This is a genomic window from Mycobacterium sp., from assembly GCF_029961025.1.
Lineage (GTDB): Bacteria > Actinomycetota > Actinomycetes > Mycobacteriales > Mycobacteriaceae > Mycobacterium.
In genome coordinates this window covers 53,348-79,754 of the sequence record NZ_JASBVP010000006.1, presented here as the reverse complement: position 1 = coordinate 79,754, position 26,407 = coordinate 53,348, and the positions used below count along the sequence as shown (strand labels likewise).

The 26,407-nt window shown below is 68.0% G+C and carries 21 protein-coding genes, 2 tRNA genes and 2 pseudogenes; 8 read left to right on the top strand and 17 right to left on the bottom strand.

What is annotated here, in order from left to right; genetic code table 11:
• Positions 1 to 28: 28 nt before the first annotated feature.
• The 3 genes from QJR12_RS08340 to QJR12_RS08330 are packed head-to-tail and all read right to left on the bottom strand — an operon-like array spanning position 29 to position 4,707.
• Positions 29 to 742: an HNH endonuclease family protein gene (locus QJR12_RS08340; protein ID WP_300580656.1), complete on the bottom strand. Its 714-nt coding sequence runs from the start codon at positions 740 to 742 to the stop codon at positions 29 to 31.
• Between the two features lie 48 nt (positions 743 to 790).
• Positions 791 to 3,046 carry an ATP-dependent DNA helicase RecG gene (gene recG, locus QJR12_RS08335; protein WP_300580653.1) on the bottom strand — a complete coding sequence of 752 codons (2,256 nt, stop codon included), beginning with the start codon at positions 3,044 to 3,046 and terminating at the stop codon, positions 791 to 793.
• A 2-nt stretch (positions 3,047 to 3,048) separates the two neighbouring features.
• Positions 3,049 to 4,707, bottom strand: coding sequence for a DAK2 domain-containing protein (locus tag QJR12_RS08330; protein WP_300581237.1), 1,659 nt, complete (start codon positions 4,705 to 4,707; stop codon positions 3,049 to 3,051).
• 296 nt (positions 4,708 to 5,003) lie between these two features.
• On the opposite strand from QJR12_RS08330, the gene rpmB reads away from it, so the two are divergent.
• Positions 5,004 to 5,198 carry a 50S ribosomal protein L28 gene (gene rpmB / locus QJR12_RS08325; RefSeq protein ID WP_300580651.1) on the top strand — a complete coding sequence of 65 codons (195 nt, stop codon included), beginning with the start codon at positions 5,004 to 5,006 and terminating at the stop codon, positions 5,196 to 5,198.
• Between the two features lie 30 nt (positions 5,199 to 5,228).
• On the opposite strand, the gene QJR12_RS08320 is transcribed toward rpmB, so the two are convergent.
• Complete coding sequence (locus tag QJR12_RS08320) at positions 5,229 to 5,912, bottom strand: uracil-DNA glycosylase (protein WP_300580649.1); 684 nt, start codon at positions 5,910 to 5,912, stop codon at positions 5,229 to 5,231.
• Positions 5,913 to 5,971: 59 nt separating this feature from the next.
• A complete protein-coding gene (locus tag QJR12_RS08315) occupies positions 5,972 to 6,940 on the bottom strand; it encodes a thiamine-phosphate kinase (RefSeq protein ID WP_300580646.1) in 969 nt (322 codons plus the stop codon).
• Positions 6,941 to 7,081: 141 nt separating this feature from the next.
• On the opposite strand from QJR12_RS08315, the gene QJR12_RS08310 reads away from it, so the two are divergent.
• The gene (locus QJR12_RS08310; protein WP_300580643.1) at positions 7,082 to 7,621 is read left to right on the top strand and encodes a DUF3515 domain-containing protein; all 540 of its coding nucleotides are present in this window, start codon (positions 7,082 to 7,084) and stop codon (positions 7,619 to 7,621) included.
• A 39-nt stretch (positions 7,622 to 7,660) separates the two neighbouring features.
• Here QJR12_RS08310 and QJR12_RS08305 read toward each other — a convergent pair whose 3' ends face one another.
• Positions 7,661 to 8,788, bottom strand: coding sequence for a D-alanine--D-alanine ligase family protein (locus QJR12_RS08305; protein ID WP_300580640.1), 1,128 nt, complete (start codon positions 8,786 to 8,788; stop codon positions 7,661 to 7,663).
• Positions 8,789 to 8,848: 60 nt separating this feature from the next.
• Positions 8,849 to 9,859 carry an NAD(P)H-dependent glycerol-3-phosphate dehydrogenase gene (locus QJR12_RS08300; RefSeq protein ID WP_300580638.1) on the bottom strand — a complete coding sequence of 337 codons (1,011 nt, stop codon included), beginning with the start codon at positions 9,857 to 9,859 and terminating at the stop codon, positions 8,849 to 8,851.
• Between the two features lie 70 nt (positions 9,860 to 9,929).
• Between QJR12_RS08300 and cofC the strand changes: the two genes are divergently transcribed.
• The 3 genes from cofC (at position 9,930) to QJR12_RS08285 (ending at position 13,890) form a co-directional block, all read left to right on the top strand.
• Positions 9,930 to 10,574, top strand: coding sequence for a 2-phospho-L-lactate guanylyltransferase (gene cofC, locus QJR12_RS08295; RefSeq protein WP_300580636.1), 645 nt, complete (start codon positions 9,930 to 9,932; stop codon positions 10,572 to 10,574).
• 81 nt (positions 10,575 to 10,655) lie between these two features.
• Entirely contained in the window at positions 10,656 to 12,833 is a 2,178-nt protein-coding gene (locus QJR12_RS08290) for an RNA degradosome polyphosphate kinase (protein WP_300580634.1), read from the top strand.
• A 73-nt stretch (positions 12,834 to 12,906) separates the two neighbouring features.
• Positions 12,907 to 13,890 (top strand): NUDIX hydrolase, encoded by a 984-nt coding sequence (locus QJR12_RS08285; protein ID WP_300580631.1) that lies wholly within the window; start codon positions 12,907 to 12,909, stop codon positions 13,888 to 13,890.
• A 63-nt stretch (positions 13,891 to 13,953) separates the two neighbouring features.
• Here the strand turns inward: QJR12_RS08285 and QJR12_RS08280 are convergent, their stop codons facing one another.
• The 3 genes from QJR12_RS08280 to leuC form a co-directional block, all read right to left on the bottom strand.
• Positions 13,954 to 14,565, bottom strand: a complete 612-nt coding sequence (locus QJR12_RS08280) for an HU family DNA-binding protein (RefSeq protein WP_300580629.1) — start codon at positions 14,563 to 14,565, stop codon at positions 13,954 to 13,956.
• Positions 14,566 to 14,773: 208 nt separating this feature from the next.
• Entirely contained in the window at positions 14,774 to 15,370 is a 597-nt protein-coding gene (gene leuD, locus QJR12_RS08275) for a 3-isopropylmalate dehydratase small subunit (RefSeq protein ID WP_300581234.1), read from the bottom strand.
• Between the two features lie 51 nt (positions 15,371 to 15,421).
• Positions 15,422 to 16,846 (bottom strand): 3-isopropylmalate dehydratase large subunit, encoded by a 1,425-nt coding sequence (leuC, locus tag QJR12_RS08270; protein WP_300580626.1) that lies wholly within the window; start codon positions 16,844 to 16,846, stop codon positions 15,422 to 15,424.
• Between the two features lie 72 nt (positions 16,847 to 16,918).
• Between leuC and QJR12_RS08265 the strand changes: the two genes are divergently transcribed.
• Both QJR12_RS08265 and QJR12_RS08260 read left to right on the top strand, forming a co-directional pair.
• Entirely contained in the window at positions 16,919 to 17,620 is a 702-nt protein-coding gene (locus tag QJR12_RS08265) for an IclR family transcriptional regulator (RefSeq protein ID WP_300580623.1), read from the top strand.
• 158 nt (positions 17,621 to 17,778) lie between these two features.
• A pseudogene (locus QJR12_RS08260) lies at positions 17,779 to 18,267 on the top strand (PPOX class F420-dependent oxidoreductase); the annotation flags it as partial.
• A gap of 264 nt (positions 18,268 to 18,531) precedes the next feature.
• Here QJR12_RS08260 and QJR12_RS08255 read toward each other — a convergent pair.
• The 4 genes from QJR12_RS08255 to QJR12_RS08240 all read right to left on the bottom strand — a co-directional run bounded on the left by QJR12_RS08255 (position 18,532) and on the right by QJR12_RS08240 (position 21,158).
• Positions 18,532 to 18,604 (bottom strand) — tRNA-Glu (locus QJR12_RS08255).
• 91 nt (positions 18,605 to 18,695) lie between these two features.
• A tRNA-Gln gene (locus tag QJR12_RS08250) sits at positions 18,696 to 18,767 on the bottom strand.
• 94 nt (positions 18,768 to 18,861) lie between these two features.
• Positions 18,862 to 20,370: a glutamate--tRNA ligase gene (gltX, locus tag QJR12_RS08245; protein ID WP_300580620.1), complete on the bottom strand. Its 1,509-nt coding sequence runs from the start codon at positions 20,368 to 20,370 to the stop codon at positions 18,862 to 18,864.
• Positions 20,370 to 21,158 carry a fumarylacetoacetate hydrolase family protein gene (locus QJR12_RS08240; protein ID WP_300580618.1) on the bottom strand — a complete coding sequence of 263 codons (789 nt, stop codon included), beginning with the start codon at positions 21,156 to 21,158 and terminating at the stop codon, positions 20,370 to 20,372. The genes gltX and QJR12_RS08240 overlap by 1 nt, the downstream gene beginning before the upstream one ends.
• 92 nt (positions 21,159 to 21,250) lie before the next feature.
• Between QJR12_RS08240 and QJR12_RS08235 the strand changes: the two are divergent.
• Positions 21,251 to 22,306 (top strand): annotated as a pseudogene (locus QJR12_RS08235) (MFS transporter); the annotation flags it as partial.
• 139 nt (positions 22,307 to 22,445) lie between these two features.
• On the opposite strand, the gene QJR12_RS08230 reads toward QJR12_RS08235, so the two are convergent.
• From QJR12_RS08230 to ilvC, 3 genes are all read right to left on the bottom strand, one after another.
• Positions 22,446 to 23,465 (bottom strand): 3-isopropylmalate dehydrogenase, encoded by a 1,020-nt coding sequence (locus tag QJR12_RS08230; RefSeq protein ID WP_300580615.1) that lies wholly within the window; start codon positions 23,463 to 23,465, stop codon positions 22,446 to 22,448.
• Positions 23,466 to 23,567: 102 nt separating this feature from the next.
• The gene (gene serA / locus QJR12_RS08225) at positions 23,568 to 25,154 is read right to left on the bottom strand and encodes a phosphoglycerate dehydrogenase (RefSeq protein ID WP_300580612.1); all 1,587 of its coding nucleotides are present in this window, start codon (positions 25,152 to 25,154) and stop codon (positions 23,568 to 23,570) included.
• A 225-nt stretch (positions 25,155 to 25,379) separates the two neighbouring features.
• On the bottom strand, positions 25,380 to 26,381 hold the full coding sequence (gene ilvC, locus QJR12_RS08220; RefSeq protein ID WP_300581231.1) for a ketol-acid reductoisomerase: 1,002 nt from the start codon (positions 26,379 to 26,381) through the stop codon (positions 25,380 to 25,382).
• Positions 26,382 to 26,407: the final 26 nt, after the last annotated feature.

Sequence of the window (26,407 nt, the reverse complement as noted above, 5' to 3'; positions counted from 1 at the left end):
GCGGCGCGAGGAGCACCCGGGTGAGCGGCTACCTAGTCGGGCAGGTGGACGCGGCGCGGCGCAACACCTCCGCTGACGGCTGGTCGACCGGCAGCGCGTAGCCGCGCAGCACGGCGATGTATTGCATGCCGTACTGGCACCAAAAGGCGGTGTTGGGGGGCATCCACAGCGCGGGCTGCGAGTCCGCCTTGTCCTGGTTGGCCTGCCCGGCAACGGCCAACAGGTTGGCCGGATCGTTGGCGAATCGCACCCGTCGCGGATACGGCCAGTCGTAGGCCCCCATATCCCAGGCGTAGGCCAGCGGCACAATGTGGTCGATCTGCACCGCCGCACCGGTCCCAGCGCCGCGCTGAAAGGCGACCGTGGTATCGGTGTAGGGATCGTGCAGTATGCCGCTGGCCACGGCATCCGGACAGCGTTTGATCGCCACGTACGTCTTATCGACGAGGTCGCGGTTGAGGATGTCATCGCGGGTGTCGCAGTTGTTGTGCCCGCCCGGAGCGTCATTGTCGTCGGTCCAGGCCTCACCGAATGCGGCCCGGCGGTAGTCGTAGCGGCGGAGTCGCGCCGGCACCACGACGATCCCTGCGAGCACGTCGGCGCCGGGTTGCACGGTAGGCACATCGGCCCGCGAGGCGAACTCCCCGGCGTGGTCACCCACCGAGGAGGTCACCACCTGATAGGCGACCACCAGCGTGAGCGCCGCGACCGCCGCCAGGCGCAGCAGCGTTTTACGGCTCATCTGCGCCGCTCCTCCGCATCGCTGCGCTCTGCGTCGTCGCCGCGGGACTCATGACTTGTCCAGATACTCGACCCGATCGGCGTCGGTGAATCGCGCCGCCAGCAGGGCCAATCCGGGATGCGACGGATCGTCGGCATAGGTTCGGGCGCAGAATTCCCGGGCGGCCTCGATGACCTCCCGGTGATCGGCCAGCGAGAGCAGTCGCAGCGTGAGCGCACGACCCGATTGCCTGCGGCCCAACACGTCTCCTTCACGGCGTTCTTTGAGATCCAACTCGGCGAGCGCGAACCCGTCCAGAGTTGCGGCGACGGCCCGCACCCGCCGCCCGGCGTCGGACTCCGGCGCCGCCCAGGTAGCCAGCAGACACAGCCCCGGATGCGTGCCCCGGCCGATGCGCCCCCGTAGCTGATGCAGCTGACTGACACCGAACCGGTCGGCGTCCAGCACCAGCATGACGGTGGCATTGGGCACATCGACACCGACCTCGATCACCGTGGTGCACACCAGCACATCGATCTCACCGGAGCGGAACGCGGACATGACGGCGTCCTTCTCCTCGGCCGGCAGCCGCCCGTGCATGAGCCCCAGCCGCAGGCCCGCCAGTTCACGGCCACGCAGCCGGGCGAACAGCTCTTCGGCGGTGACCGAGGGCCGGCCGCCTGCCGCGCTCGGGCCGGCGTCGTCGCTCTCGTCGATGCGGGGCGCCACCACGTAGGCCTGACGCCCTTCGGCAGCCTCCTCTTTGATGCGCTGCCAGGCACGGTCGAGCCATGCCGGCTTGTCCCTGACGAAGATCGTCCTGGTGGTGATCTCCCGGCGTCCGCTGGGAAGCTCGCGCAACGTCGAGGTTTCCAGGTCTCCGTACACGGTCAGCGCAACCGTGCGCGGTATCGGCGTCGCCGTCATCACCAGCAAGTGCGGCGTGATTCCTTCAGTTGCCTTGGCGCGCAACTTATCTCGTTGCTCGACACCGAAGCGGTGTTGCTCGTCGACGACAACCATGCCCAGTCGGTGAAACTCGACCGCGTCTTGCAGCAGCGCGTGGGTGCCAACCACGATTCCCACCTGTCCGCTGCTGATCTCGGCGCGGACCCGTTTTTTCTGGCCCGGGGTCATCGATCCGGTGAGCAGCGCCACCCGGGTCGCGCCTTCGATCTCGCCGAGCTGGCCGGCCGTGCCCAGCGGGCCCAGTATCTCGGTTATTGATCGGAGATGTTGGGCAGCAAGGACTTCCGTTGGCGCCAGCAAAGCGCATTGATAGCCTGCGTCGACCATCTGCAACATCGCCAGCACGGCCACGATCGTCTTCCCCGACCCGACTTCACCCTGGAGAAGGCGGTTCATCGGCCGAGGGGCCGCAAGTTCGGCCGATAGCACTCCCAGGACCTCGCGCTGCCCGACTGTCAGCTCGAAAGGCAAGCGCCGCAATAGCTCTTGGGCGACCCCGTCCGCTCGTGGCAGTGCCGGTGGGCCGGTTCGCGACAATTCCCCGTGCCGGCGAGCGACCAGCGCCCACTGCAGGCCCACAGCTTCGTCGAAAGTCAGCCGCTCGCGGGCACGTTGGCGTTCTGTTTCGCTTTCGGCGAGGTGGATGGCGCGCAACGCCTCATCTTCGGAGATCAGACCGCGCTCGCTGCGCACCGCTTCGGGCAACGGATCGGGCACCGGGTCGAGCACCTCGAGCACCTGGCGCACGCAGGCGAAGATATCCCAGCTCTGCAGTTTCGTGCTGGCCGGATAAATCGGGTAGCAGCGACGCTGGAACGCCTCCAGCAACACCGCACCGCTGACGGCCTGAGACGCGTCGGCGATGCTGCGCAGCGACGCGCTGCCACGGTTCTTCCCGTCCGGCGAATCCAGGACAAGGTAGGCGGGGTGGGTGAGCTGCATGGCGCCCCGAAAGAAACCCACCTCCCCGGACAGCATCACCTTGGTCCCGCGGGTGAGCTGACGCTTGATCCATTTCGCGTGAAAGAAGGTGGCGGTCACCTTCCGCCGCCCGGACCCCACGCTGATCACCAGGTATTCGTCGTTCTGCGGCGTTTTTTTGCCGTGGTCGCCGCGCTGCGACCGCTTTTTCTTCATGGGCCGCACCTGGGCACTGGTGATCACGTCGACGAGGGTGATGTGCTCGCCGACCTGCGGGCGCTCATCGTCGGCACCGCGTACCACCGCGCCCTCCACATAGCTGCGCGGATAGTGCCGCAACAGGTCATCGACGGTGCGGATGCCAAACACCTCGTCGAGGGGCCCGGCGGCCTTCGCGCCGATGACGTAGTCCAGCCGGTCGCTCAGCCCCACCACGACTACTCCACCCCGATCAGCAGAGCGTCACCGCGATGGCCGGTGCGGTAGGTCGCCAGCTCGGTGCCCGGATGCCGATCATGCAGGTGCCTGCCGAGAACGGATTCGATGACGGCCGCCTGCGCGTCGACACCGGCGCCAATCAGCACGGTCAGCAGCTCGCCGCCGGAGGCCAGCAACAGATCGATCAGCCCGGTGGCCGCCGAGGCGACATCCGGCGCCACGATCAGCACCTCGTCACCGGCGAGACCCAGGCCGTCGCCGGGCGCGCACGGGCCGGCCCACGTCAGCGCCCTCTCCGTCGCGACCCGCACCGAGCCATACCGGGCGGCGGCGGCGGCGCGGGCCATGGTGTAGCCGTCATCGACCGCCCGCCGGTCCGGCTCGTGCACCGCCAGCGCCGCCAATCCCTGCACCATCGACCCCGTCGGCAACGGCACCACGTCGATCCCCCACCCCATGGCGGCCGCACAGGCGGCCACCAGTTCTTCGGCGGCCACGTAACCGTTGGGCAACACCATCACCTGCGCGGCGCCGGTGTCCACCACGGCGCGTAACAGCTGCTGAGCGCTGACCACGGTGGCCGGATCCGCGGCGTCGGGGTCCGGGCGCAGCACCGCGGCGCCCTCCCCGGAGAACAACCCGGCGGCACCGTCGCCGTCGACGACCGCTACCACGGCCCGCTCACGGGTCCAGCTGCCCGGGGGCAACCGGCGGGCGGCACCGGTCAGCGCCGAGATCTGGATCTGGCGGGGGATGCCGAACACCAACCCGGCTTCCACGGCGGCGCCGGCATCGTCGGTGTGCACATGCACCGAGTAGCCCTCCGCGGCGCCGGGGATCGGGGAGGCGGACGTCGCGATCGCCACCGAATCACCGAGCCGGCCGAGCCGTTCTCGCAGCGCATCCGCCCCGGCCGCATCGCAACCATCCAGCAAATACATCACCTCGAATTGGGGGGCAGGTTGGCCGGTGGCGGCATCCGAGGAGCGGCGCGGTGCGGGCCGATACACCGGGCGGGCCGCCGGCGGGCCGGCGATCGTCGCGCACAGCGCGTCCAGCAGAACCAGCAGGCCCCGCCCCCCGGCGTCGACCACACCGGCGTCGGCGAGAACGTCGAGCTGTTCGGGGGTTTTCTCCAGCGCGACGAGCGCGGCATCACCGGCGGCGGTGACCGCGCGGGCCAGCCCCTCGCCGTCGGCCGCGCACTGCTCGACGGCGTCGGCCGCCGCCCGGATCACCGAGACGATTGTCCCGGGGATTTCCCGCCCGCCCATCGACGCGATCGCCAGACCCACGCCGTGCCGCAGCGCGGCCCCAAGGATGCCCGCGTCGATGTGGGCCAGCTCACCGCCGGCGTCGGCGGCAGCCCTCGCGGTGACGTCGGCGATGCCGCGCAGGATCTGCGACAAGATGACACCGGAGTTGCCGCGGGCGCCGTTCAGGGCGCCGGTCGACAGGGCGGCCGCCACCCCCGCGACGTCTGCCGTCCCGGGCTCGTTATCGGCCTCGGCCACTGCGGAGCGCATGGTGAACAGCATGTTGGTTCCGGTGTCGGAGTCGGCCACCGGAAAGACGTTGAGCCGGTTGATCTCGTCGATGTGGGTGATCAGCTCGCCGACCGCCGTGTGCGCCCAGTCCCGCAACGCGGCGGCGTCCAGCAGACGAGCCGGCGACCCAGCGCCGGTAGCACCCGAAGCGCCCAACACGCAGTCACCTCCTCACGCGCCGGTGGGCGCCAGCCTAGCCATCGAGGCCGACGGCGACAGCTCACCGCGGGTGCCGGCGGTACCCGCCGTTTTGGCGGTCGCGCGCGCCGACGGCTATGCTGGCCGGGTTGGCGGGGCACCCGGATCAAGTCAACAGCAACGGGTCTGCGGTGGCGCGGGCCGAACCGCCCCGACGGCGAACGGGACCCCCAGCCACAGCCCCCAGCAGGCGATCCGAGGAGTTGGAGATGGCAGCCGTGTGCGATATCTGCGGGAAACGTCCGGGATTCGGCAAATCGGTGTCACACTCCCACCGGCGGACCAGCCGGCGGTGGGATCCCAACATCCAAACCGTGCACGCCGTGACCCGCCCAGGCGGCAACAAGCAGCGGATCAACGTCTGCACCTCCTGCCTCAAGGCCGGAAAGGTCACCCGCGGGTAGCGGGGCACGTCGGCACAAATCGGCATCTCGCTACGGCAAACGCCAATCTATTGGCTCGGCACCCAGCCCGGCCAGCAACTCGTTGGCCCGACTAAACGGCCGGGAACCGAAAAACCCCCGGGATGCCGATAACGGCGAGGGGTGTGCCGATTCGATCGTCACGCACTCGCCCCTGGCCAGCATCGGTTTCAGCGTCAAGGCGTCACGGCCCCACAAGATGGCCACCAGCGGCTGCCGACGCCCCACCAGCGCGCGGATGGCGCACTCGGTAACCGGCTCCCAGCCCTTGCCGCGATGCGACGCCGGACTGCCGGGCTGCACCGTCAGCACCCGGTTGAGCAGCATCACCCCCCGCTTCGCCCAGGGCGTGAGATCTCCCGTCGACGGCAACGGGTAGCCGAGATCGCTGGCGTACTCGGCGAAAATGTTCTCCAAGCTGCGCGGCAGCGGCCGCACGTGCGCAGCCACCGAGAAGCTCAGCCCCACCGCGTGCCCCGGTGTCGGATAGGGGTCTTGGCCGACGATCAGCACCCGCACCTGATCGAAAGGAAAAGTAAAGGCGCGCAACACATTCTGCCCAGACGGAAGGTAGCCCCGGCCGGCTGCTATCTCGGCGCGCAAAAACTGGCCCATCCGAGCGACCTGCGCGCCGACCGGCTCCAGCGCACGTGCCCAGCCCGCCTCGACGAGTTCGCTCAGCGGACGTGCGGTCATCCAAGTCCCCTCCCGTCCGGCGCTTGGCCTACCGGGTCACCCATACCGGGTCACCTGCGTCACCCTAGCGATCCGAAGGACTGCCAACCCGCATACCCGTGCCACTCGGTGCCGTCCACGAGCACACGGGCCGGGCCGTCGAGGACCCGCCCGATGACGCGCCAGCCGGCCGGCACCCGGTCGGCGAACGCGGCCACCAGCGCGTGGTCCTCTCCCCCGGTCAGCACCCACGACCACGGATCGGCGCCCACCGCCTCGGCGGCCGCCGACAGCGCCCGACACTCCGGCGCCAGCGCCTCGGTGCTCAGGTCCACCGCCACGGCGGAAGCCGCCGCCAGGTGGCGCAGATCGGCCACCAGGCCGTCGGAGACGTCGATCATCGCCTGCGCCCCGGCCTCGGCGGCGACGCCGCCCTGCCCATACGGCGGCTGCGGCACCAGATGGCGACTGCGCAGTTCGTCAAACCCTTCAATTCCCTTGCTCCACAATGCATATCCGGCAGCAGAGCGGCCGAGTTCGCCGATGACCGCGACCGCCGAGCCGGGCCGCGCCCCGGAGCGCAGCACCGGCGGGCGTCCGGGCAGATCGCCCAGCGCGGTCACCGCCACCACCCACTGCGGGCAGCTGACCAGATCGCCACCCACGATGCCGGCCCCGATCCGCCCCGCCTCATCCCACATCCCCTCCGCCAGCGCGCTAACCAGCGCCGCCGGGGTGTCGGCCGGTGCGCCGAAGGCGACCACAAAGGCGGTGGTCCGCGCACCCATTGCCTCGATGTCGGCGGCATTCTGCGCGATGGCTTTACGGCCCACGCTGTGCGGCGTCGACCAGTCCAGCCGGAAATGACGGTCCTGCACGAGCATGTCCGTCGACACCAGCGTGCGGCCGCCGTCGGCGTATACCATGGCCGCGTCGTCACCCGGCCCGATCGCCACCGCGGCGGGCTGGCGACGGCCCGCCAACAGCCGGTCGATCATGCCGAATTCGCCAAGCTCACGGAGGGTGGGACCGCGCTCGCCGCTGCTCACACCGCCTCCTTACCGGCCGGCGGCGGAAGAGACCACCGGCGCCGACTCGGGCAGTGTAGGCGGCCAGCAACAAGGGTCGCGACAAGGGCCGCGGGGAGGCTGCGGGCCCGGGCCGGTGGGCAGTGACCAGGAGGTGATCCGGTGCCGGACCTCGAGGGGCCGCCACGGGTGACGCTGATCGCCGCTTTGGTGCTGGCCGTAGCGGCGGTCGGTGTCGTGCTGGCGATCGCGGCCACCCGGCGACCCCCCCGCCAACCGGTCGCTCTCCCGGCCGTGCCGGCTCCGCAGGCCGACGACAAGTCCTGCCGGGCGTTGCTGGCGGCGCTGCCGCGGCGGCTCGGCGACTATGAGCGCGTGCCCGCCGCTCCACCCGTGCCGCCCGGCGCCGCGGCCTGGAGGAACGGCGGTGACCTCGTGGTGCTGCGGTGTGGACTGGACCGCCCGGCGGATTTCGTGGTCGGCTCACCGATCCAGGTTGTCGACCGGGTGCAGTGGTTTTCCGTGGCGGCCCCCCGGTCCGGCGGTGATGGCGGCCGCAGCACCTGGTACACCGTCGATCGGCCGGTCTACGTGGCGCTGACATTGCCGCCGGGCTCCGGACCGACCCCAATCCAGCAACTCTCCGAGTTGATCGACACCACGATTCCGGCCGTGCCGATCAGGCCGGGGCCGCCGGGCTGAGGCGGTGTGACGGCTAACTGCGGCTGCTACCGTCGTGAGCTATCGCAGCCCCACGCCCCGCGCCAGCGCGGTGCGCACCATCGTCGCCAACAGGGCGGGGTAGTCCAGGCCGCTGGCCGCCCACATCCGCGGATACATCGAGATGGTCGTGAAACCCGGCATGGTGTTGATCTCGTTGATCAGCAGCCCCTCCTCGGTGAGGAAGAAGTCCACCCGGGCCAGCCCCTGGCAGTCGATCGCCCGAAACGCGGCGATCGCCAATTCCCGCACCGCCGCGCTAATGTCGTCGTCGATCTTGGCGGGCACGTCCAGTTCGGCGGCGTCGTCGAGGTATTTGGTCGCGAAGTCATAAAACGCGTCTTCGCGTCCGCGCACGCCGGCGACCCGGATTTCGCCGACGGTGCTGGCCCGCACCGCGCCGTCGGGGAATTCGAGGACACCGCATTCCAATTCCCGACCGGTCACCGCCGCCTCCACGAGCACTTTGGGGTCGTGGCGACGGGCGTGGGCGATGGCCGGGGACAGCTGGCCCCAGGTGACCACCCGGCTGATACCGATCGACGAGCCGCCGCGCGCCGGTTTGACGTAGACCGGCAACCCCAGCCGCTGGCGCTGCTCGGGCGACAGTGTCGCCTCCCCCGGGCGCAGCACCTCATGCGCGCCGACGGGAAGTCCCGCGGCGGCCAGCAGCTTCTTGGTGAACTCCTTGTCCATGCCGGCGGCGCTGGCCAGCACCCCGCTCCCGACGTAGGGCACACCGGCCAACTCGAGCAATCCCTGCAAGGTGCCGTCCTCGCCGTACGGACCGTGCAGCACCGGGAACACCACGTCGACCGATGCCAGCACCTCACCCGCACCGGCGCCGACGGCGAACAGCTGGCCCGCTCGGCGCGGGTCGGCGGGCAGGGCGATCTCGGCACCGGAATCCGGGCTCACCCCCGGAAGCCGGCGATCGGTGATCGCCAGCGCCTCCGGACCCACGTCGGCAAGCACCCAGGAGCCCTCCGGGGTAATGCCGACCGGGATCACCTCGAACTGCTGCGGGTCGAGGTTGCGCAGGATGCTGCCCGCCGACACGCAGGAGATGGCGTGCTCGTTGCTGCGTCCGCCGAACACCACGGCGACGCGGATCCGGCCGCCGGAGCCGGACGCTCTGCAACCGCTCACAACCTAGAGAGGCTACCGGGCCGAGACCCGCGATGCCGGGCCGTCGCGTGCCAAACCGGGTCATTCCGGCTTGGTGCTGCGGCCCAGCAGCAAAAGCATCGCCTCGTCCACCGACAGCCCGCGATGGCACACCCGGTGCACGGCGTCGGTGAGCGGCATCTCCACGTCGTAGCTGGCCGCCAGCGCGAGCACCGACTCGCAGGAGGTGACTCCCTCGACGACGTGGCCGTTCCACGCCCGCTGCGCCGACTGCATCGTCTCCCCCCGGCCCAGGAGCGTCCCGAACGATCGGTTCCGGGAGTGCGGCGAGGTGCAGGTAGCCACCAAATCCCCCACCCCCGCCAGACCCGCCAGGGTGGCACCTTTGGCCCCCAGCGCCCGGCCGAGCCGCATAATCTCCGCTAACCCCCGGGTGATGATCGCGGCCGCGGTGTTTTCCCCGAAGCCCACGCCGGCCGCCATGCCGCACGCCAGCGCGATGACGTTCTTGCAGGCCCCACCGAGTTCGGTGCCGATGACATCGGCGTTGGTGTACGGGCGGAAGTACCTGGTCTTCAGCGCGCGCTGCAGGGCAACCGCGCGGGCGGAGTCGCTGCAGGCCACGACGGTGGCGGCGGGCTGCTCGGCGGCGATCTCCCCGGCTAGGTTGGGCCCGGAGATCACCGCCACCTGATCGGGGTCCGCACCGGTCACCGCGACGATGACCTGGCTCATCCGCATCAAGGTGCCCAGTTCAATGCCCTTGGCCAGGCTGACCAGGGTCGCGCCCGTGGGCAGCAGCCCGGCCCACTTTTCGAGGTTGGCGCGCATCGTCTGCGCCGGCACACCCAGCAGCACCGTCGACGCCCCGCTCAGCGCTTCTTCGGCGCGGGCGGTGCCGCGAATGCCCGCGGGCAGCGCTACCCCCGGCAAGTACCCGCTGTTGCGTTTGGCGGCGTTGATCTCCTCGGCGACCTCGGGCCGCCGTGCCCACAGCGTGACCTCGCCGCCGGCGTCGGCCAGCACCTTGGCCAGTGCGGTGCCCCAGGCGCCGGCGCCCATCACCGCTATCGGGCCGGCCATCGGCACCATCCTTCGTCGTCACCGGAGTGCTGTTTCGGCGCCCACCCTAGTCGGGGTTCCCGTTTGGCAGGATGAGCGCATGAGCGGCACACAGGCCGGCGCCGATGTCGGCTTGATCATCGCCGTCAAGCGGCTGGCCTCCGCGAAGACCAGGCTGGCACCGATTTTCGCACCGCAACACCGCGAGGCGGTGGTCCTGGCCATGCTGGTCGACACCCTCACCGCGGCGACGGCCGTGGGATCGCTGCGCTCGGTCACCGTCGTCACCCCCGACGCCGTGGCCGCGGCGGCGGCGGCCGAACTCGGCGCCGAGGTGCTAGCCGACCCCACTCCCGAAAGCCATCACGATCCGCTGAACCACGCAATCGCCCTCGCCGAGCGGGTGGTTACCGAATCAATACCCAATGTCGTTGTGCTACAAGGTGACCTGCCGGCGTTACAGGCGCACGAGCTCGCCGAGGCGATCACCGCGGCACGCCGTCATCGGCGGAGCTTCATCGCCGACCGCCAAGGCACCGGCACCACTGCGCTGTGTGCGTTTCACACCGCACTGGATCCCCAATTCGGCCCGGACTCCGCGGCCCGCCACCGGCGTTCGGGCGCGGTCGAGCTGCTCGGCGCCTGGCCGGGTCTGCGGTGCGATATCGATACCCCGGCAGACTTGGCGGTAGCCCGCCGGCTCGGCGTCGGGGCCGCGACCACGCGGGCGCTCGCCCGCCGCTGAGACCCTGCACGGCCGCCCGCAGCCCATCCCCAACGGCACGCGGATCTGCGTGACGGTGGCAACACCACCCGCTGATACGCGATGATCGAAAACATGACCGAAATCGAAGCCGAGGTACGACCCGATGAGAGCGCGTGGCATCCGACCGACTCCGCCCCGGGGGCACCTCCGGCCGCGACCACCGTCGCGATCGACGAGCGGCTGCCCGAGGACCGCTACCTGAACCGGGAACTGAGCTGGCTGGACTTCAACGCGCGGGTGCTCGCGCTGGCCGCCGACACCTCGCTGCCGCTGCTGGAGCGCGCCAAGTTCCTGGCGATCTTCGCCTCCAACCTCGACGAGTTCTACATGGTTCGCGTCGCCGGCCTCAAGCGCCGTGACGAGATGGGTCTTTCGGTCCGCTCCGCGGACGGTCTGACACCACGTGAGCAGTTGCGCCGCATCGGCGAGCTGACCCAGCAGCTCTCCGGCCGGCACGCCCACGTGTTCCTCGACTCGGTGCGACCGGCGCTCGCCGAGGAGGGGATCCACATCGTCACGTGGGCCGATCTGGATCAGCCCGAGCGTGATCGGCTCTCGGTCTACTTCCAGGAGCAGGTTTTCCCGGTCCTGACGCCGCTGGCGGTCGATCCGGCTCACCCCTTTCCGTTTGTCAGCGGGCTGAGCTTGAATCTGGCGGTCACGGTGAGGCGTCCCGATGACGGCGGCCAGCACTTCGCCCGGGTCAAGGTGCCCAATAACGTGGATCGCTTCGTCGAGCTCGCCGGCGGCGTGGACGCCGACGGAAAACCCGTCGTACGGTTCCTGCCGATGGAGGAATTGATCGCGGCGTTCCTCCCGGTGCTGTTCCCGGGTCTGGAGATCGTTGAGCACCACGTGTTTCGCATCACCCGCAACGCCGACTTCGAAGTCGAGGAGGACCGCGACGAGGATCTGCTGCAGGCGCTCGAGCGGGAGCTGGCCCGGCGGCGATTCGGCTCGCCGGTGCGGCTCGAGGTGTCCGACGACATGACCGAGCACATGCTGGAGTTGCTGCTCCGCGAACTCGACGTGCATCCCGGCGATGTCATCGAAGTTCCCGGGCTGCTTGATCTGTCGTCGTTGTGGCAGATCTACGAGCTGGACCGCCCGGCGCTCAAGGATCCGCCGTTCGTGCCGGCAACCCCGCCGGCGTTCGCCGAGCGGGAAACACCCAAAAGCATCTTCGCGACGCTGCGCGAAGGCGACGTGCTGGTGCACCACCCATACGATTCGTTTTCCACCAGCGTGCAGCGATTTATCGAACAGGCCGCGGCGGATCCCGATGTGCTGGCGATCAAGCAGACGTTGTACCGCACCTCCGGTGATTCGCCGATCGTGCGGGCGCTGATCGACGCCGCGGAGGCCGGAAAGCAAGTGGTGGCTTTGGTCGAGATCAAAGCCCGCTTCGACGAGCAAGCCAATATCCAATGGGCGCGGGCGCTCGAGCAGGCGGGGGTTCACGTCGCCTACGGGCTGGTGGGGCTCAAGACGCACTGCAAGACGTGCCTGGTGGTGCGCCGTGAAGGCTCGGCCATTAGACGCTACTGCCACATCGGAACCGGCAACTACAACAGCAAGACGGCCCGGCTCTACGAGGACCTCGGGCTGCTGACGGCGGCCCCCGACATCGGCGCCGACCTGACCGATTTGTTCAACTCGCTCACCGGCTATTCGCGCATGGTGTCCTACCGCAATCTGCTGGTGGCCCCGCACGGTATTCGCAGCGGCATCATCGACCGCATCGAGCGGGAGGTTGCCGCCCACCTGGAGACCGGTAACGGCCGGATCCGGTTTAAACTCAACGCTCTCGTGGACGAGCAGGTCATCGATGCGCTCTACCGCGCGTCGCAGGCGGGTGTCCCCGTCGAGGTGGTGGTGCGTGGGATTTGCGCACTGCGCCCCGGCGCGGAAGGCTACTCCGATAACATCTCGGTACGCTCGATTCTCGGCCGGTTCCTGGAGCACTCGCGGATCATTCACTTCCGCGCGATCGACGAGTTTTGGATCGGCAGCGCCGACATGATGCATCGCAATCTGGACCGCCGGGTCGAGGTGATGGTTCAAGTCAAAGATCCCCGGCTGACCGCCCAACTCGACGACATCTTCGAGTCGGCGTTGCACCCGGCGACCCGGTGCTGGGTACTCGGTCCCAACGGGCAGTGGACCGCGTCGCCACAGCCCGGCCACACCGTGCGCGACCACCAGGTCTCGCTGATGGAAAAGCACCGCAACCCGTGACGCTGTGCGCCGTCATCCCGGCGCCACGTCCGTAACCTCGTGTCCGGGCATGAATTGACCTGCAGGAGTGAAGGTGTCGACAGAGATATTGCCTACCGGCCAACGTCGCGCCGGCACAACTATCGGCGCCGCCGGCGCGGTGGTCTGGCGGGAGGGCTCCGACGCCGCGGTCGAGGTTGCGGTGATCCATCGTCCCCGATACGACGACTGGTCGCTGCCCAAAGGCAAAATCGATCCCGGGGAAACCGAACCGGTGACCGTGGTGCGGGAAGTGCTCGAGGAAACCGGCCACCGCGTGCATCTCGGGCGTCGGCTCCACCGTGTGAGCTATCCGGTCGAGCAGGGCATCAAAAGGGTGCGCTATTGGGCGGCCCGCAGCCTCGGGGGGCAGTTCACGCCGGGTCGCGAGGTTGACGACCTGCTGTGGCTGACGATACCCGACGCCGCCGCGAAGCTCTCCTACGAGCACGACCGAAAGGTGCTGCGCCGGTTCGCCAAACTTCCAGCCGATACCCATACGGTGTTGATCGTCCGCCATGGCAGCGCGGGCAGCAAGAAACTGTTCCCCGGCAACGACGCCGAGCGCCCGCTGGACAAAAAGGGCCGCGCGCAGGCGGAGGCACTCGTCGGACAGCTCCTGGCCTTCGGTGCCACAGCCGTCCATGCGGCCGATAAGCTGCGGTGCCATCAGACGATGGAACCACTGGCCGAAGAGCTGGGCGTAGCCATCGTCAACGAACCCACGCTGACCGCCGAGGCCTACGCGGAGAACCCCGGACGCGCCCGGGGCCGGGTCATGCAGATTGCCGGCCTGGATGACGTGGAATCAGCGAGATCCGGACGCCCCGGGCCGATGGGAGGCACCCACACACCGGTGATATGCACACAGGGGGAAGTGATTCCAGACTTGATTGCCTGGTGGTGCGGCCGCGACGGGGTGCGCCCGGACAAGTCCCGCAACCGCAAGGGCAGCATCTGGGTACTGTCGCTGTACGCCGGTCACCTGGTGGCGGCCGACCACCTCGCCAGCGCCCTGCCTCCCACGACGTCGGCCTGACACGCAGATACCCTTCGGGGACCAGTCCCGAAGGGTATCCGCGTATGAGAACCGGCTATCTCCTTACTTGCGTCCCCTTCTGGCGGACGCCTGCCTGGCCGGAGCCTTTTTGGCGGTTGATTTTTTCGCCGGGGCCTTAGTCGCCTTGCGGGCAGTGCTCTTGGTGGCCCTTTTCACGGCTTTGGCCGCCTTCTTAGCGGGCGCCTTTGCCGTGCCGACGGCTTTTTTGGCCGCCCTCTTGGTGACGGCCGTCGTTTTCGCCGCCGCCTTTCTGGCGGTGGCCTTAGTCGCGGCCTTCTTGGCTGCGGCCCCCTTGGCGGGCGCCTTCTTCGCCGCCCTCTTGGCCCCGCCCGCCATGACACCGCGCTTGACGGCGGGTCCTTCCGCCGGGAGACGCTGCGCTCCGGACACCACCGCTTTAAATTGCGCGCCCGGACGGAACGCCGGGACGTTTGTCGGTTTTACCCTAACCGTCTCGCCGGTACGGGGATTGCGGGCAACTCGCGCCGCGCGGTGGCGCTGTTCAAACACGCCGAACCCGGTGATCGTAACGTTCTCACCCCGGTGCACCGCGCGCACGATGGTGTCGACGATATTCTCGACGGCAGCGGTTGCCGATCGACGATCCGAGCCCATTTTCTGTGTGAGTACGTCGATGAGCTCTGCTTTGTTCATCCAAACCTCCGCAGTCAGTGGTCCTCTTTGGACCGACTAGAGGACACGGTAAACCCTAACCCGGCTGATTTCCAAGAGCCACGCCTAATTTCAGGAGCATCTAGCGAATTTTTAGGAATCCGCTTGCTGCCCTTGGCCGGTAGCCGGGACCTGAAATTGCCCGGACATCGTCTCGAGGCGAACCCGAAATTCGGTCCCCGTCGGTCCGTTAAGAGGTGGGAACGGTCCGCGGTTTCCAGGGCGGGCGGGTCGTTTCGAAAGCCTCGATCCGGTCGAGTTTGCGCAGCGTAAGGGCTATATCGTCGAGACCTTCAAGCAGCCGCCAGGCGGTGTAGTCGTCAATCGTGAATGGCAACAGTACCGTTCCCGCGGTGATATTCCGATCTTGAAGATTGGCAGTGATTTCCAAACCTGGGTTCTGTTCGATGAGCTCCCAGAGCTGCTCGACACCGTCCTGGGCGACTTCGGCCGCCAAGAGCCCCGCCTTACCCGCGTTACCCCGGAAAATGTCGGCGAACCGCGACGAGATCACCACCCGGAATCCGTAGTCCATCAGCGCCCACACCGCATGCTCGCGCGAGGACCCGATGCCGAAATCGGGTCCGGCGACCAGTACCGAGCCCCGGTCGAACGGGCTGATGTTGAGCACGAATGAGGGGTCCGCCCGCCAGGACGCGAACAACCCGTCCGCGAAACCCGTTCGGCTGACGCGTTTCAAATAGGCCGCCGGAATGATCTGATCGGTGTCGACGTTGGAGCGCCGCAGCGGGACCCCGATACCGGTATGGGTGCGAAAAGCTTCCACGCTGATCTCCTGGTTCTCTGGATTGGCCTTGTTCCCCGGATTCATCCGGATTCATCGGGTCAGGTCGGCCGGTGCGGACAACCGACCGCGTACCGCGGTGGCGGCCGCGACTGCCGGGGACACCAGATGGGTGCGGCCGCCCTTGCCCTGGCGTCCTTCGAAGTTGCGGTTGGACGTGGAGGCGCACCGCTGCCCCGGACCCAGCTGGTCGGGGTTCATCCCGAGACACATCGAGCACCCCGCCTGGCGCCACTCGGCGCCCGCTGAGGTGAAAATCTCGTCCAGCCCTTCGGCTTCAGCCTGTGCCCGAACCCGCATGGATCCCGGGACGACGAGCATCCGCACTCCCGGGGCCACCTTGTGGCCGCGCAGCACATCGGCCGCCGCGCGTAGATCCTCGATACGGCCGTTGGTACACGACCCGACGAATACGACATCGACCGCGATATCGCGCATCGGGGTGCCAGGTCGAAGATCCATGTATGCCAATGCCTTCTCCGCGGCCCGCCGCTCGGCGTCATCGCTCATCAGCCCGGGATCGGGCACCGCCCCAGCCAACGGCACTCCCTGGGCGGGGTTGGTGCCCCAGGTGACGAACGGACTCAACGTGGTCGCGTCGAGGTAGATCTCGGTGTCGAAGACCGCCCCGCGGTCGGTGCGCAACCCCTCCCAATACGCCACCGCGGCCTCCCACTGCTCTGCCCGGGGCGCATGCGGGCGGCCCCGCAAAAAATCGTAGGTAATCGCATCCGGCGCCACCATTCCGGCTCGGGCGCCGGCTTCGATGCTCATATTGCAGATCGTCATGCGGCCTTCCATGGACAGCGATTCAATGGTGCTGCCTCGGTATTCGATGACGTGACCCTGCCCGCCGCCGGTGCCGATCTTGGCGATCACCGCAAGGATGAGGTCTTTGGCCGTCACCCCTGCGGGCAGTTGGCCGTTGATATTGACCGCCATCGTCTTGAACGGCTGCAGCGGCAGCGTCTGGGTGGCCAGTACATGCTCGACTTCCGAGGTGCCGATGCCCATTGCCAGGGCGCCGAATGCGCCGTGGGTAGAGGTGTGGCTGTCGCCGCACACGATCGTCATTCCCGGCTGGGTAAGGCCCAGCTGCGGCCCGACGACGTGCACGATGCCCTGCTCGATATCGCCCATCGGATGCAGCCGGATACCGAATTCGGCGCAGTTGCGCCGTAACGTCTCGACCTGAGTGCGTGATACCGGGTCCGCGATCGGCTTGTCGATGTCGAGGGTGGGCACGTTGTGATCCTCGGTGGCCAGCGTAAGGTCGGGCCGCCGCACCCGCCGTCCCGCAAGGCGCAGGCCGTCGAAGGCCTGCGGGCTGGTGACCTCGTGCACCAAATGCAAATCGATGTAGAGCAAAGAGGGCTCGCCATCACCGCCGGATGCCACGACGTGGTCGTCCCAAATCTTCTCCGCCAATGTCCGCGGGCCGCGATGATCGGCTGCCATGGTGGTCTCGCTTTCGCCGGGGTTGCGCCTCACTAACGATGGTCTCAGAATATGAGACGCTAATATCTGTATATGAGACAGCATAGCGGCATCGGGGTCCTCGACAAAGCCGTGGGCATGCTGCAGGCGATCGCGCAATCGCCGTGCGGGCTGGCCGAATTGTGTGACCGCACTGGCTTACCCCGGGCCACCGCGCACCGGCTGGCGGTCGGCCTAGAGGTCCATCGCCTGCTGGCCCGCGATCCCGCAGGCCGCTGGCTGCTGGGTCCCGCCCTCAGCGAACTGGCGGCGCACGCCACCGACCCGCTGCTGGCGGCGAGCGCAATAGTGCTGCCCAGACTGCGCGACACCACCGGCGAAAGCGTGCAGGTATATCGGCGCGAGGGCACCACCCGGGTCTGCGTGGCCGCACTTGAACCTCCTGCGGGTCTTCGGGATACCGTGCCGGTGGGGGCGCGCTTGCCGATGACGGCGGGTTCCGGCGCCAAAGTGCTGCTGGCATACGCTGACTCCGCCACCCAGCGGGCCATATTGCCGGCAGCGAAATTTACCGAGCGCGCGTTGGCCGACGTGCGCCGGCGCGGCTGGGCGCAAAGCGTTGCCGAGCGAGAGCCGGGTGTGGCCAGTGTCTCGGCGCCGGTACGCGATGCCCGCGGTGCGGTGATCGCGGCGATATCGGTGTCCGGGCCGATCGACCGGCTGGGCCGGCGTCCCGGGGAGCGTTGGGCCGCCGACCTGTTGGCGGCGGCCGAAGCGCTCACCCAGCTCCTGTGATGCGGCCGATGGCCGAGTGTGCATCCCCGGTTTCGACTGTGCAACCAGGGCGGGATTCGAAGGCGAGATCGCGCCCTCAGCGCACACTCGAAGCCCTCAGCGCACACTCGAAGCCAGGCGTCCCATGCGCCCGAAACAACGGCTGCCACACTGACGCCATGGGAATCAACCAGCGCGCGCAGATCGTCATGTCGCAGGCCGAGATCGCCGACTTCGTCGCCACTAGCCGCACCGGCACGCTGGCCACCATCGGTGCTGGCGGGCAGCCGCATTTGACCGCGATGTGGTACGGAGTCATCGACGGTGACATCTGGCTGGAGACCAAGGCCAAATCACAAAAGGCCATCAACCTCAGACGTGACCCGCGGGTGAGCTTCCTGATCGAGGACGGCGACACCTATGACACGTTGCGTGGGGTCTCCTTTGAAGGCGTCGCCGAGATCGTCGAGGATCCCACCACGCTTTTTCGGATCGGCGTCAGCGTATGGGAGCGCTATACCGGTCCCTATACCGAAGACAAGAGGCCGGCGATCGACCGGATGATGAACAAGCGGATCGGGGTCCACCTCGTTGTCCGCCGGGTGCGCTCGTGGGATCACCGCAAGCTCGGACTGCCCCGCATGCCGGTGGCCGGTTCCACCGCGCCGAGCGCGCTGGTGCGACAAGGCCGTGATCCGGGTGCTGACGCGGTTGTTGGGTGCGAACCCGCATCGAAGCGCGGTGGCGGCGGTTCGGTGAGCGGCTGAGAGTCGGCGACGAGCCGATAACCGCCTGGCCGAAGTGGATGCCGTCGGCCGGAAGGAACCGGTTGCGGCCGCTGCTCGACGGGGCGCCGGGCGAGGGCATCACCAGCGTGCCCGCTGCGCCGGAGCCGTTGCACGGGTTCTGCGGTCACCCGCCGGTGAGACGAGTAGCCCCGATGGGATTCGAACCCACGCTACCGCCGTGAGAGGGCGGCGTCCTAGGCCGCTAGACGACGGGGCCAGAACCGATCCGAGCTGTCAGCATAGCCCACCCGGTGCGCTCGGTGATTCCCACCTAACCGCCGCCCGACCTTCGCGGGGTACATACTTTGCTGGGGTACCAGGACTCGAACCTAGAACGGCTGAACCAGAATCAGCTGTGTTGCCAATTACACCATACCCCATTGGCTGGCGAAACCCGCTGGTCACGGCGGACTCAGCAGGCTTCCCGGCGGCCATGCGGCCGCTGCTGCCGGCGATCCTCGGCCGAGGTGCAGATTACCAAAGATTCTCATCGCGCTCTTCACCGCGGCAAGACTGGCCGGTGCCGAACCGTCGGGCGGCACGCAACCGCTGCAGGCTACGCCCGCGACCCAGCAGCTCCAGCGACTCAAACAGCGGTGGGCTGACGGACGCCCCCGTGACGGCCACCCGGATCGGGCCGAAGGCCCTGCGCGGCTTCAGCCCGAGCCGCTCGAGCAGCGCGGCTTTGAGGGCGCCCTCGATGTGCGCCGCGGTCCAGTCGGCCACCCCCTCCAGCGCCGTGACGGCGGCGTCGAGCACCGGCACCGTGTCCGGCCCCAGTTCCTTGGCGGCGGCCTCGGGATCGATCGCGTAGTGCTCGTCGTTGAAGAACTTCAGCAGCGGCCACGCGTCGCCCAGAACGACGATGCGCGTTTGGACCAGCCGGGCCGCAGCCGCAAACCCGACGTCGTCCAGCCCGGTGTGATACCCGTGCGCATCGAAGTAGTCGCGCAGCCGGGCGGTGAAGTCGTCCGCGGCGAGCCGGCGAATGTGCTCGGCGTTGATGGCATCCGCCTTTTTCTGGTCGAACCGGGCGGGGTTGGGGTTGACGTCTGCGACGTCGAACGCTGCCACCATTTCCTCGAGGCTGAACACGTCGCGGTCAGCGGCTATCGACCACCCCAGCAGCGCAAGATAATTCAGCAGTCCTTCGGGAATGAATCCCCGTTCGCGGTGGACAAACAAATTCGACTGCGGATCGCGTTTCGACAACTTCTTGGTGCCTTCTCCTAACACCGTTGGCAAATGGGCGAATTCCGGAATCCGATCCGCCACCCCGATGCGCATCAACGCCCGGTACAGTGCGATCTGGCGCGGTGTCGACGGCAGCAGATCCTCGCCGCGCAGCACATGGGTGATCTTCATCAGCGCGTCGTCGACCGGGTTAACCAACGTGTACAGCGGATCTCCACTGGCGCGGGTGAGCGCGAAATCGGGGATGCTGCCGGCCGCAAAGGTCATTCGTCCGCGCACCAGGTCGGTCCAACTGAGGTCGTCGTCGGGCATCCGCAGCCGGATCACCGGTGTGCGACCCTCCGCCAGGTAGGCCGCGCGCTGCGCGGCCGTCAGATCCCGGTCGAAGTTGTCGTAGCCCAGCTTGGGGTTGCGGCCGGCCGCGCGATGGCGGGCCTCAACCTCCTGGGGGGTCGAGAAGGCCTGGTAAGCCTCCCCCGCCGCGAGCAGTCGCGCCACCACGTCACGGTAGATGTCTTTTCGCTGCGACTGGCGATACGGTCCGTAGGGCCCGCCCACCTCCGGGCCTTCGTCCCAGTTCAGGCCCAACCAACGCAACGCGTCGAGCAGCGCTAAATAGCTTTCCTCGCTGTCACGTCCGGGGTCGGTGTCTTCCACCCGGAAGACGAACACACCGCCGGTATGCCGGGCGTAGGCCCAGTTGAACAACGCGGTGCGGATCAGCCCGACGTGGGGAATCCCGGTGGGCGACGGGCAGAACCGGACCCGAACGCTAACTGTTGACGTCACTACATTCCTTTGCGCACAACAGGATTGGTCAGGGTTCCGATATCCTCAACGGTAACGCTGACGGTGTCGCCGTGCTCGATGGGACCGACGCCGTCGGGTGTCCCGGTGAGGATGAGGTCCCCCGGCAGCAGTGTCATCACCGTCGAGACCCATTCCACGATCGCGCCGACGTCGTGAATCATCAGCGAGGTTCGGCTGTGCTGTTTGACGTCCCCGTTGACCTCGGTGCGAAGCTCGAGGTCGGCCGGGTCGACATCGGTGACGATCCACGGCCCGACCGGGCAGAAGGTGTCGTGGCCCTTGGCCCGGGTCCATTGACCGTCGGCTTGTTGCTGGTCACGTGCCGTCACGTCGTTGGCGATGGTGTAGCCCAGGATGTACTCGCCGGCCCGGGCCGCCGCAACGTCCTTGCACGGCCGGCTGATCACCACCGCCAACTCGCCCTCGAAATGCACCGGTGACGCCTTGGCGGGCAATCGAATCGGCACATTCGGCCCGATGATCGCGGTATTGGGCTTGAGGAAGATCACCGGATCGGTCGCTGCTGCACCTCCGCCCATCTCGGCGATGTGGGCGGGGTAGTTTTTGCCGACGCAGATGACCTTGCTGGCCAGCATCGGCGCCAGCAGTCGCACATCCGCCAGCGGCCAGTAGCGCCCGGTGAAGGTCGGCGTGCCGAAGGGGTGCTCTGCGATCTCCCGGGCGATCATCGTGGCCGGGTCGTGCGGCTCACCTTCGACGCTGACGAAGGCGACCCCGTCGGGGCTGGCGATTCGACCAAGGCGCACCCGACCAATCTAAACGGGGTGGTGTGCCGGGCGGTGCGCCGGCTCGCGGTCGGTAACGGCTGTCGGTGGGATACCTGTGAAACCATGGACCTATGCCGACCGACTCGACCAGCATGGGCGCGCGCTGGTCGATGGTGGCGATTTCGCTGGCGGCAACCCTGTGCTCGTTCGTCTTCATCAATGGCGTCGCCTTCGTGATCCCGGCGCTGCAAGCCGAGCGGGACGTCACCCTCACGAATGCCAGCCTGTTGTCTTCCATGCCCAGCTTCGGCATGGTTTTCACGCTGATCGGCTGGGGTTACCTGGTGGATCGTGTGGGCGAGCGGATCGTGCTCACCGTGGGTTCGGCGCTGACCGCGGTGGCGGCCTACGGCGCGGCGTCGGTGCGGCCGCTCGTCGCGGTCGGGGTATTGCTGTTTTTCGGCGGCATGGCCGCCGCCAGCTGTAACACCGCCAGCGGCCGGCTGGTCACCGGTTGGTTTCCGCCGCACCAGCGTGGCCTGGCGATGGGCGTCCGCCAGACCGCGCAACCGCTGGGCATCGCGCTGGGCGCGGCGATCATGCCCGAACTGGCCGAACGCGGGGTCGCGGCGGCGTTGATGTTTCCCGCGATCGTGTGCGCGGTGTCGGCGGTGGCCTGCGCGGTCGGTGTGGTCGACCCCCCGCGGAAAACCCGGGCCAGCGCCACCGACGACGAGCTCGCCAGCCCCTATCGGGGATCGGCGGTGTTGTGGCGAATCCATGCGGTGTCCGCCCTGCTGATGGTGCCGCAGGCGGTAACTGCAACGTTCATGCTGGTCTGGCTGATCGAGGACGAGCGCTGGTCGGTCGCCGCCGCCGGCGCGCTGGTGACCCTCGCCCAGCTGCTGGGCGCGCTGGCGCGCATTGTGGTCGGCCGATGGTCGGACCGTGTCGGTTCGCGGATGCGCCCGATCCGCGCCCTCGCCGTAATGGCCGGCCTGGCCATGTTCCTGCTGGCGGTTAACGACCACCTGGACACGCCCTTCGCCGAGGCGGCGATGGTCGCCGCGGCGGTGATCGCGGTGACCGATAACGGGTTAGCGGCCACCGCGATCCCCGAGTACGCGGGCCCGTTTTGGAGCGGGCGCGCGCTAGGCGCCCAAAACACCGGCCAGCGGGTGACGGCAAGTCTGACACCGCCGGTGTTTGGTGCCCTGATCACGGCGCTCGGATACCCGTTGGCATTCACGGTGTGTGGGCTATTCCCGCTCATGGCGGTGCCGTTGGTGCCGGTAAGCGCGGAACCGCGGGGACCGGACGCTGACGCTAGAGCGCGGCGAGAATCCGATCACCGATTTGCCGGGTTGACAACCGATCGTTGCCCCGGGTGGCCAGATGGGTCGCCACGGCCCGGTCCACGCGTGCGGCGGCGGCTTCTTCGCCGACATGGGCGAGCAGCAGCGCCACCGACATGATCGCCGCGGTCGGATCGGCGACTCCCCGTCCGGCGATATCGGGCGCGCTGCCGTGCACCGGCTCGAACATCGACGGATTGGCCCCGGTGGCGTCGATATTGCCGCTGGCGGCCAAGCCGATGCCGCCGCACACCGCCGCGGCCAGATCGGTGATGATGTCGCCGAACAGGTTGTCGGTGACGACCACGTCGAAGCGACCGGGATCGGTGACCAGGTGGATGGTCGCGGCGTCGACGTGTTGGTAGCTCACCTCGACCTCCGGGTACTGATCGGCGATCTGCTGCACGGTGCGCCACCATAACGCCCCCGCAAAGGTCAGCACGTTGGTTTTATGCACCAGGGTCAACCGTTTGCGCCGGTTGCGGGCGCGCTCAAAGGCGTCCCAGACCACCCGACGCACGCCGAACGCGGTGTTGACGCTGACCTCGGTGGCGACCTCGTTGGGAGTTCCGACCCGAATCGCGCCGCCGGTGCCGGTGTAGGGGCCCTCGGTGCCCTCGCGCACCACCACGAGATCGATGTCACGGCTGCCGGGCGACAGCGTCAACGGGCTGGCCACCCCGGGGTACAGCCGGGCGGGCCGCAGGTTGATGTAGTGGTCCAACTCGAAGCGCAACCGCAGCAGCAGCCCCCGCTCCAGCACGCCGGGCGGCACCGACGGATCGCCGATCGCGCCGAGCAGGATCGCGTCGTGGGCGCGCAACTCGGCCAAAACCGAGTCCGGCAGCACTTCACCGGTGGCGTGAAAGCGCCGCGCGCCCAGGTCGTAGTTGGTCTTCTCCACACCGGGCAGGACCGCGTCCAGGACCCTGACGGCTTCGGCCACCACCTCGGGACCGATCCCGTCGCCGGCGATGATCGCCAACTTCACTGGCGCCGCTCCTTCTCATCGCTTCGCTCTGCATCGTCGCCGGCGCGGTTCACTGGCGCCGCTCCTTCTCATCGCTTCGCTCTGCATCGTCGCCGGCGCGGTTCACGACAGGTCGACCACCTCGAGCTTGAAGGCGTCGACCGCCGCGGCGATCGCCGACCGCACGTCCTCGGGCACCTCGCGGTCCAGCCGCAGCATTATCGTCGCGCCCGGGCCCTCGGCGTCCTCGGAGAGCTGAGCGGCGTGGATGTTCACCCCGGCGGCACCGAGCAGCGTGCCGATCTTACCCAGCGCTCCGGGCCGGTCGATGTAGTGCACGATCAAGTTGATTCCCTCGGCGCGCAAATCGAAGTTGCGCCCGTTGATCTGCACGATCTTCTGCACCTGCTGCGGCCCGGACAACGCGCCCGCGACGTTGACGACCGAGCCGTCGGCGGCCACCGCGCGCACGTCGACGACACTGCGATGATTAGGGCTCTCGGTCACCGTGCTGATCTCGGCGGAAACCCCGCGTTCCTCGGCGATCGCCGGCGCGTTGACGAACGTCACGGGCTCCTCGATAACCGCCGAAAACAGGCCCCGCAGGGCCGAAAGCCGGAGCACCTCGACATCTTCGGAGGCCAGCTCGCCACGCGCCTGGATCACCAGCGAGGTCGGCAGTTGGTCCGACAGCACCCCGACCAGCAACCCGAGTTTGCGCACCAGGTCCAGCCAGGGCAGCACCTCGTCACTGACCACCCCGGCACCCACGTTGACGGCGTTCGGGACGAACTCCCCGGCCAGCGCCAGCTTCACGCTTTCGGCCACGTCGGTGCCGGCGCGCTCCTGTGCCTCGGCGGTCGAGGCACCCAGGTGCGGGGTGACGACCACCTGCGGCAGGTCGAACAGCGGGCTGTCGGTGCATGGCTCTTTGGCGAACACGTCTAGACCCGCGGCCCGGACATGCCCACTGGTCACCGCATCGGCCAACGCCTGCTCGTCCACCAGGCCGCCGCGGGCGGCGTTGACGATAATGACCCCCGGCTTGGTCTTGGCCAGCGCCGCCCGGTCGATCAGGCCCGCCGTCTCGGGGGTCTTGGGTAAATGCACCGAGATGAAATCGGAGCGCGACAACAGCTCCTCCAGCGACAACAGCTCGATTCCCAGTTGCGCCGCCCGGGCCCGCGACACATATGGGTCGTAGGCGACCAGGTGGGCGCCGAAGGCGGCCAGCCGCTGGGCCACCAACTGCCCGATACGCCCCAACCCGACAATGCCGACGGTCTTGTCGAAGACCTCGGTACCCGAGAACGACGAACGCTTCCAGGTGTGAGCGCGCAACGAGGCATCGGCGGCCGGGATCTGGCGGGCCGCGGCCAGCAGCAGCGCGATCGCGTGTTCGGCGGCGCTGTGGATATTCGACGTGGGGGCGTTGACGACCAGCACACCGCGCTCGGTGGCGGCGTCGACGTCGACATTGTCGAGTCCGACACCGGCCCGGGCGACGATCTTCAGCTTGGGTGCCGCGGCCAGCACCTCGGCATCCACGGTGGTCGCCGACCGCACCAGCAGTGCGTCGGCGTCGGGCACCGCGGCCAGGAGTTTCTCCCGGTCGGGGCCATTGACCCAACGGACATCAACCCCGTCGCCCAGAGCGGCGACGGTCGATTCGGACAGCTTGTCGGCGATCAGGACCACGGGAAGACTCATACCGCTACCCTAGCGTGGCTAACCAACGGGCTTGCGTTGCGTCGACGGCACAACTACCCGCCGCCACCGGTATCGTCCGTCATGGCCGTGACACCGACACGCGCTCACGCGAGCGTAACAGCGCGCCGAAATAAGCTGCGCCACAGTAGATTCCGGAGAGCCCAGCGGCGGTCCCCGTCGGCGACGCGGTGCGGGCCGCGAAATCGCGCCGGAGGTCTCCGCGGCTCAGACGGTTTCGGTGATCGGACGGTCCACCCAACTCATCAAGTCGCGCAGTTTTTTCCCGGTGGCCTCGATGGGATGCTCGGCATTGCGCTTGCGCAACTCTTGCAACTGCTTACCACCGTTTTCGACATCGGCGACCAGTTTCTTGACGAAGCTGCCGTCCTGGATTTCCCGCAGAATGCCGCGCATCCGCTCCCTGGTTCCGGCGTCGATCACCCGTGGGCCGGCCAGGTAGCCACCGAACTCCGCGGTGTCAGACACCGAGTAATACATCCGGCCGATGCCGCCCTCATACATCAGGTCGACGATCAGCTTAAGCTCGTGCAGCACCTCGAAGTAAGCCAGCTCCGCTGGATAGCCGGCCTCGACCATGATGTCAAAGCTCGCCTTGACCAACTCTTCTACCCCGCCGCACAGCACCGTCTGCTCACCGAACAAGTCGGTTTCGGTCTCATCTTTGAAAGTGGTCTTGATGACACCGGCCCGGGTGCCACCGATGGCCTTGGCGTAGGACAGCGCCAGCGCCAGACCGTCACCCGATGGATCTTGCGCCACCGCAACCAGACACGGAACGCCCTTGCCGTCGACGAACTGGCGGCGCACCAGATGCCCGGGGCCCTTCGGGGCGACCATGGCCACGGTGATCTCGGGGGCGGGCTTGATCAAGCCGAAGTGGATGTTAAGCCCGTGGCCAAAGAACAACGCGTTGCCCGGCGCCAGGTTGGGCTCGATGTCGTCGCTATAGATGTCCGCCTGCGCGGTATCGGGTGCCAGCAACATGACCACGTCGGCCCAGCGGGACACTTCGGCAGGGGTGCCGACCGGCAGGCCTTGCTCGGTGACCTTCGGGCGCGACTTGGAGCCCTCTCTCAGTCCGACACGCACATCCACCCCGGAGTCGCGCAGGCTCAGTGAGTGTGCATGCCCTTGGCTGCCGTAACCGATCACGCCGACCTTTCGGCCCTGGATGATCGAGAGGTCTGCATCGTCGTCGTAGAACATCTCCACTGCCACGTGTTTCTCCTTGT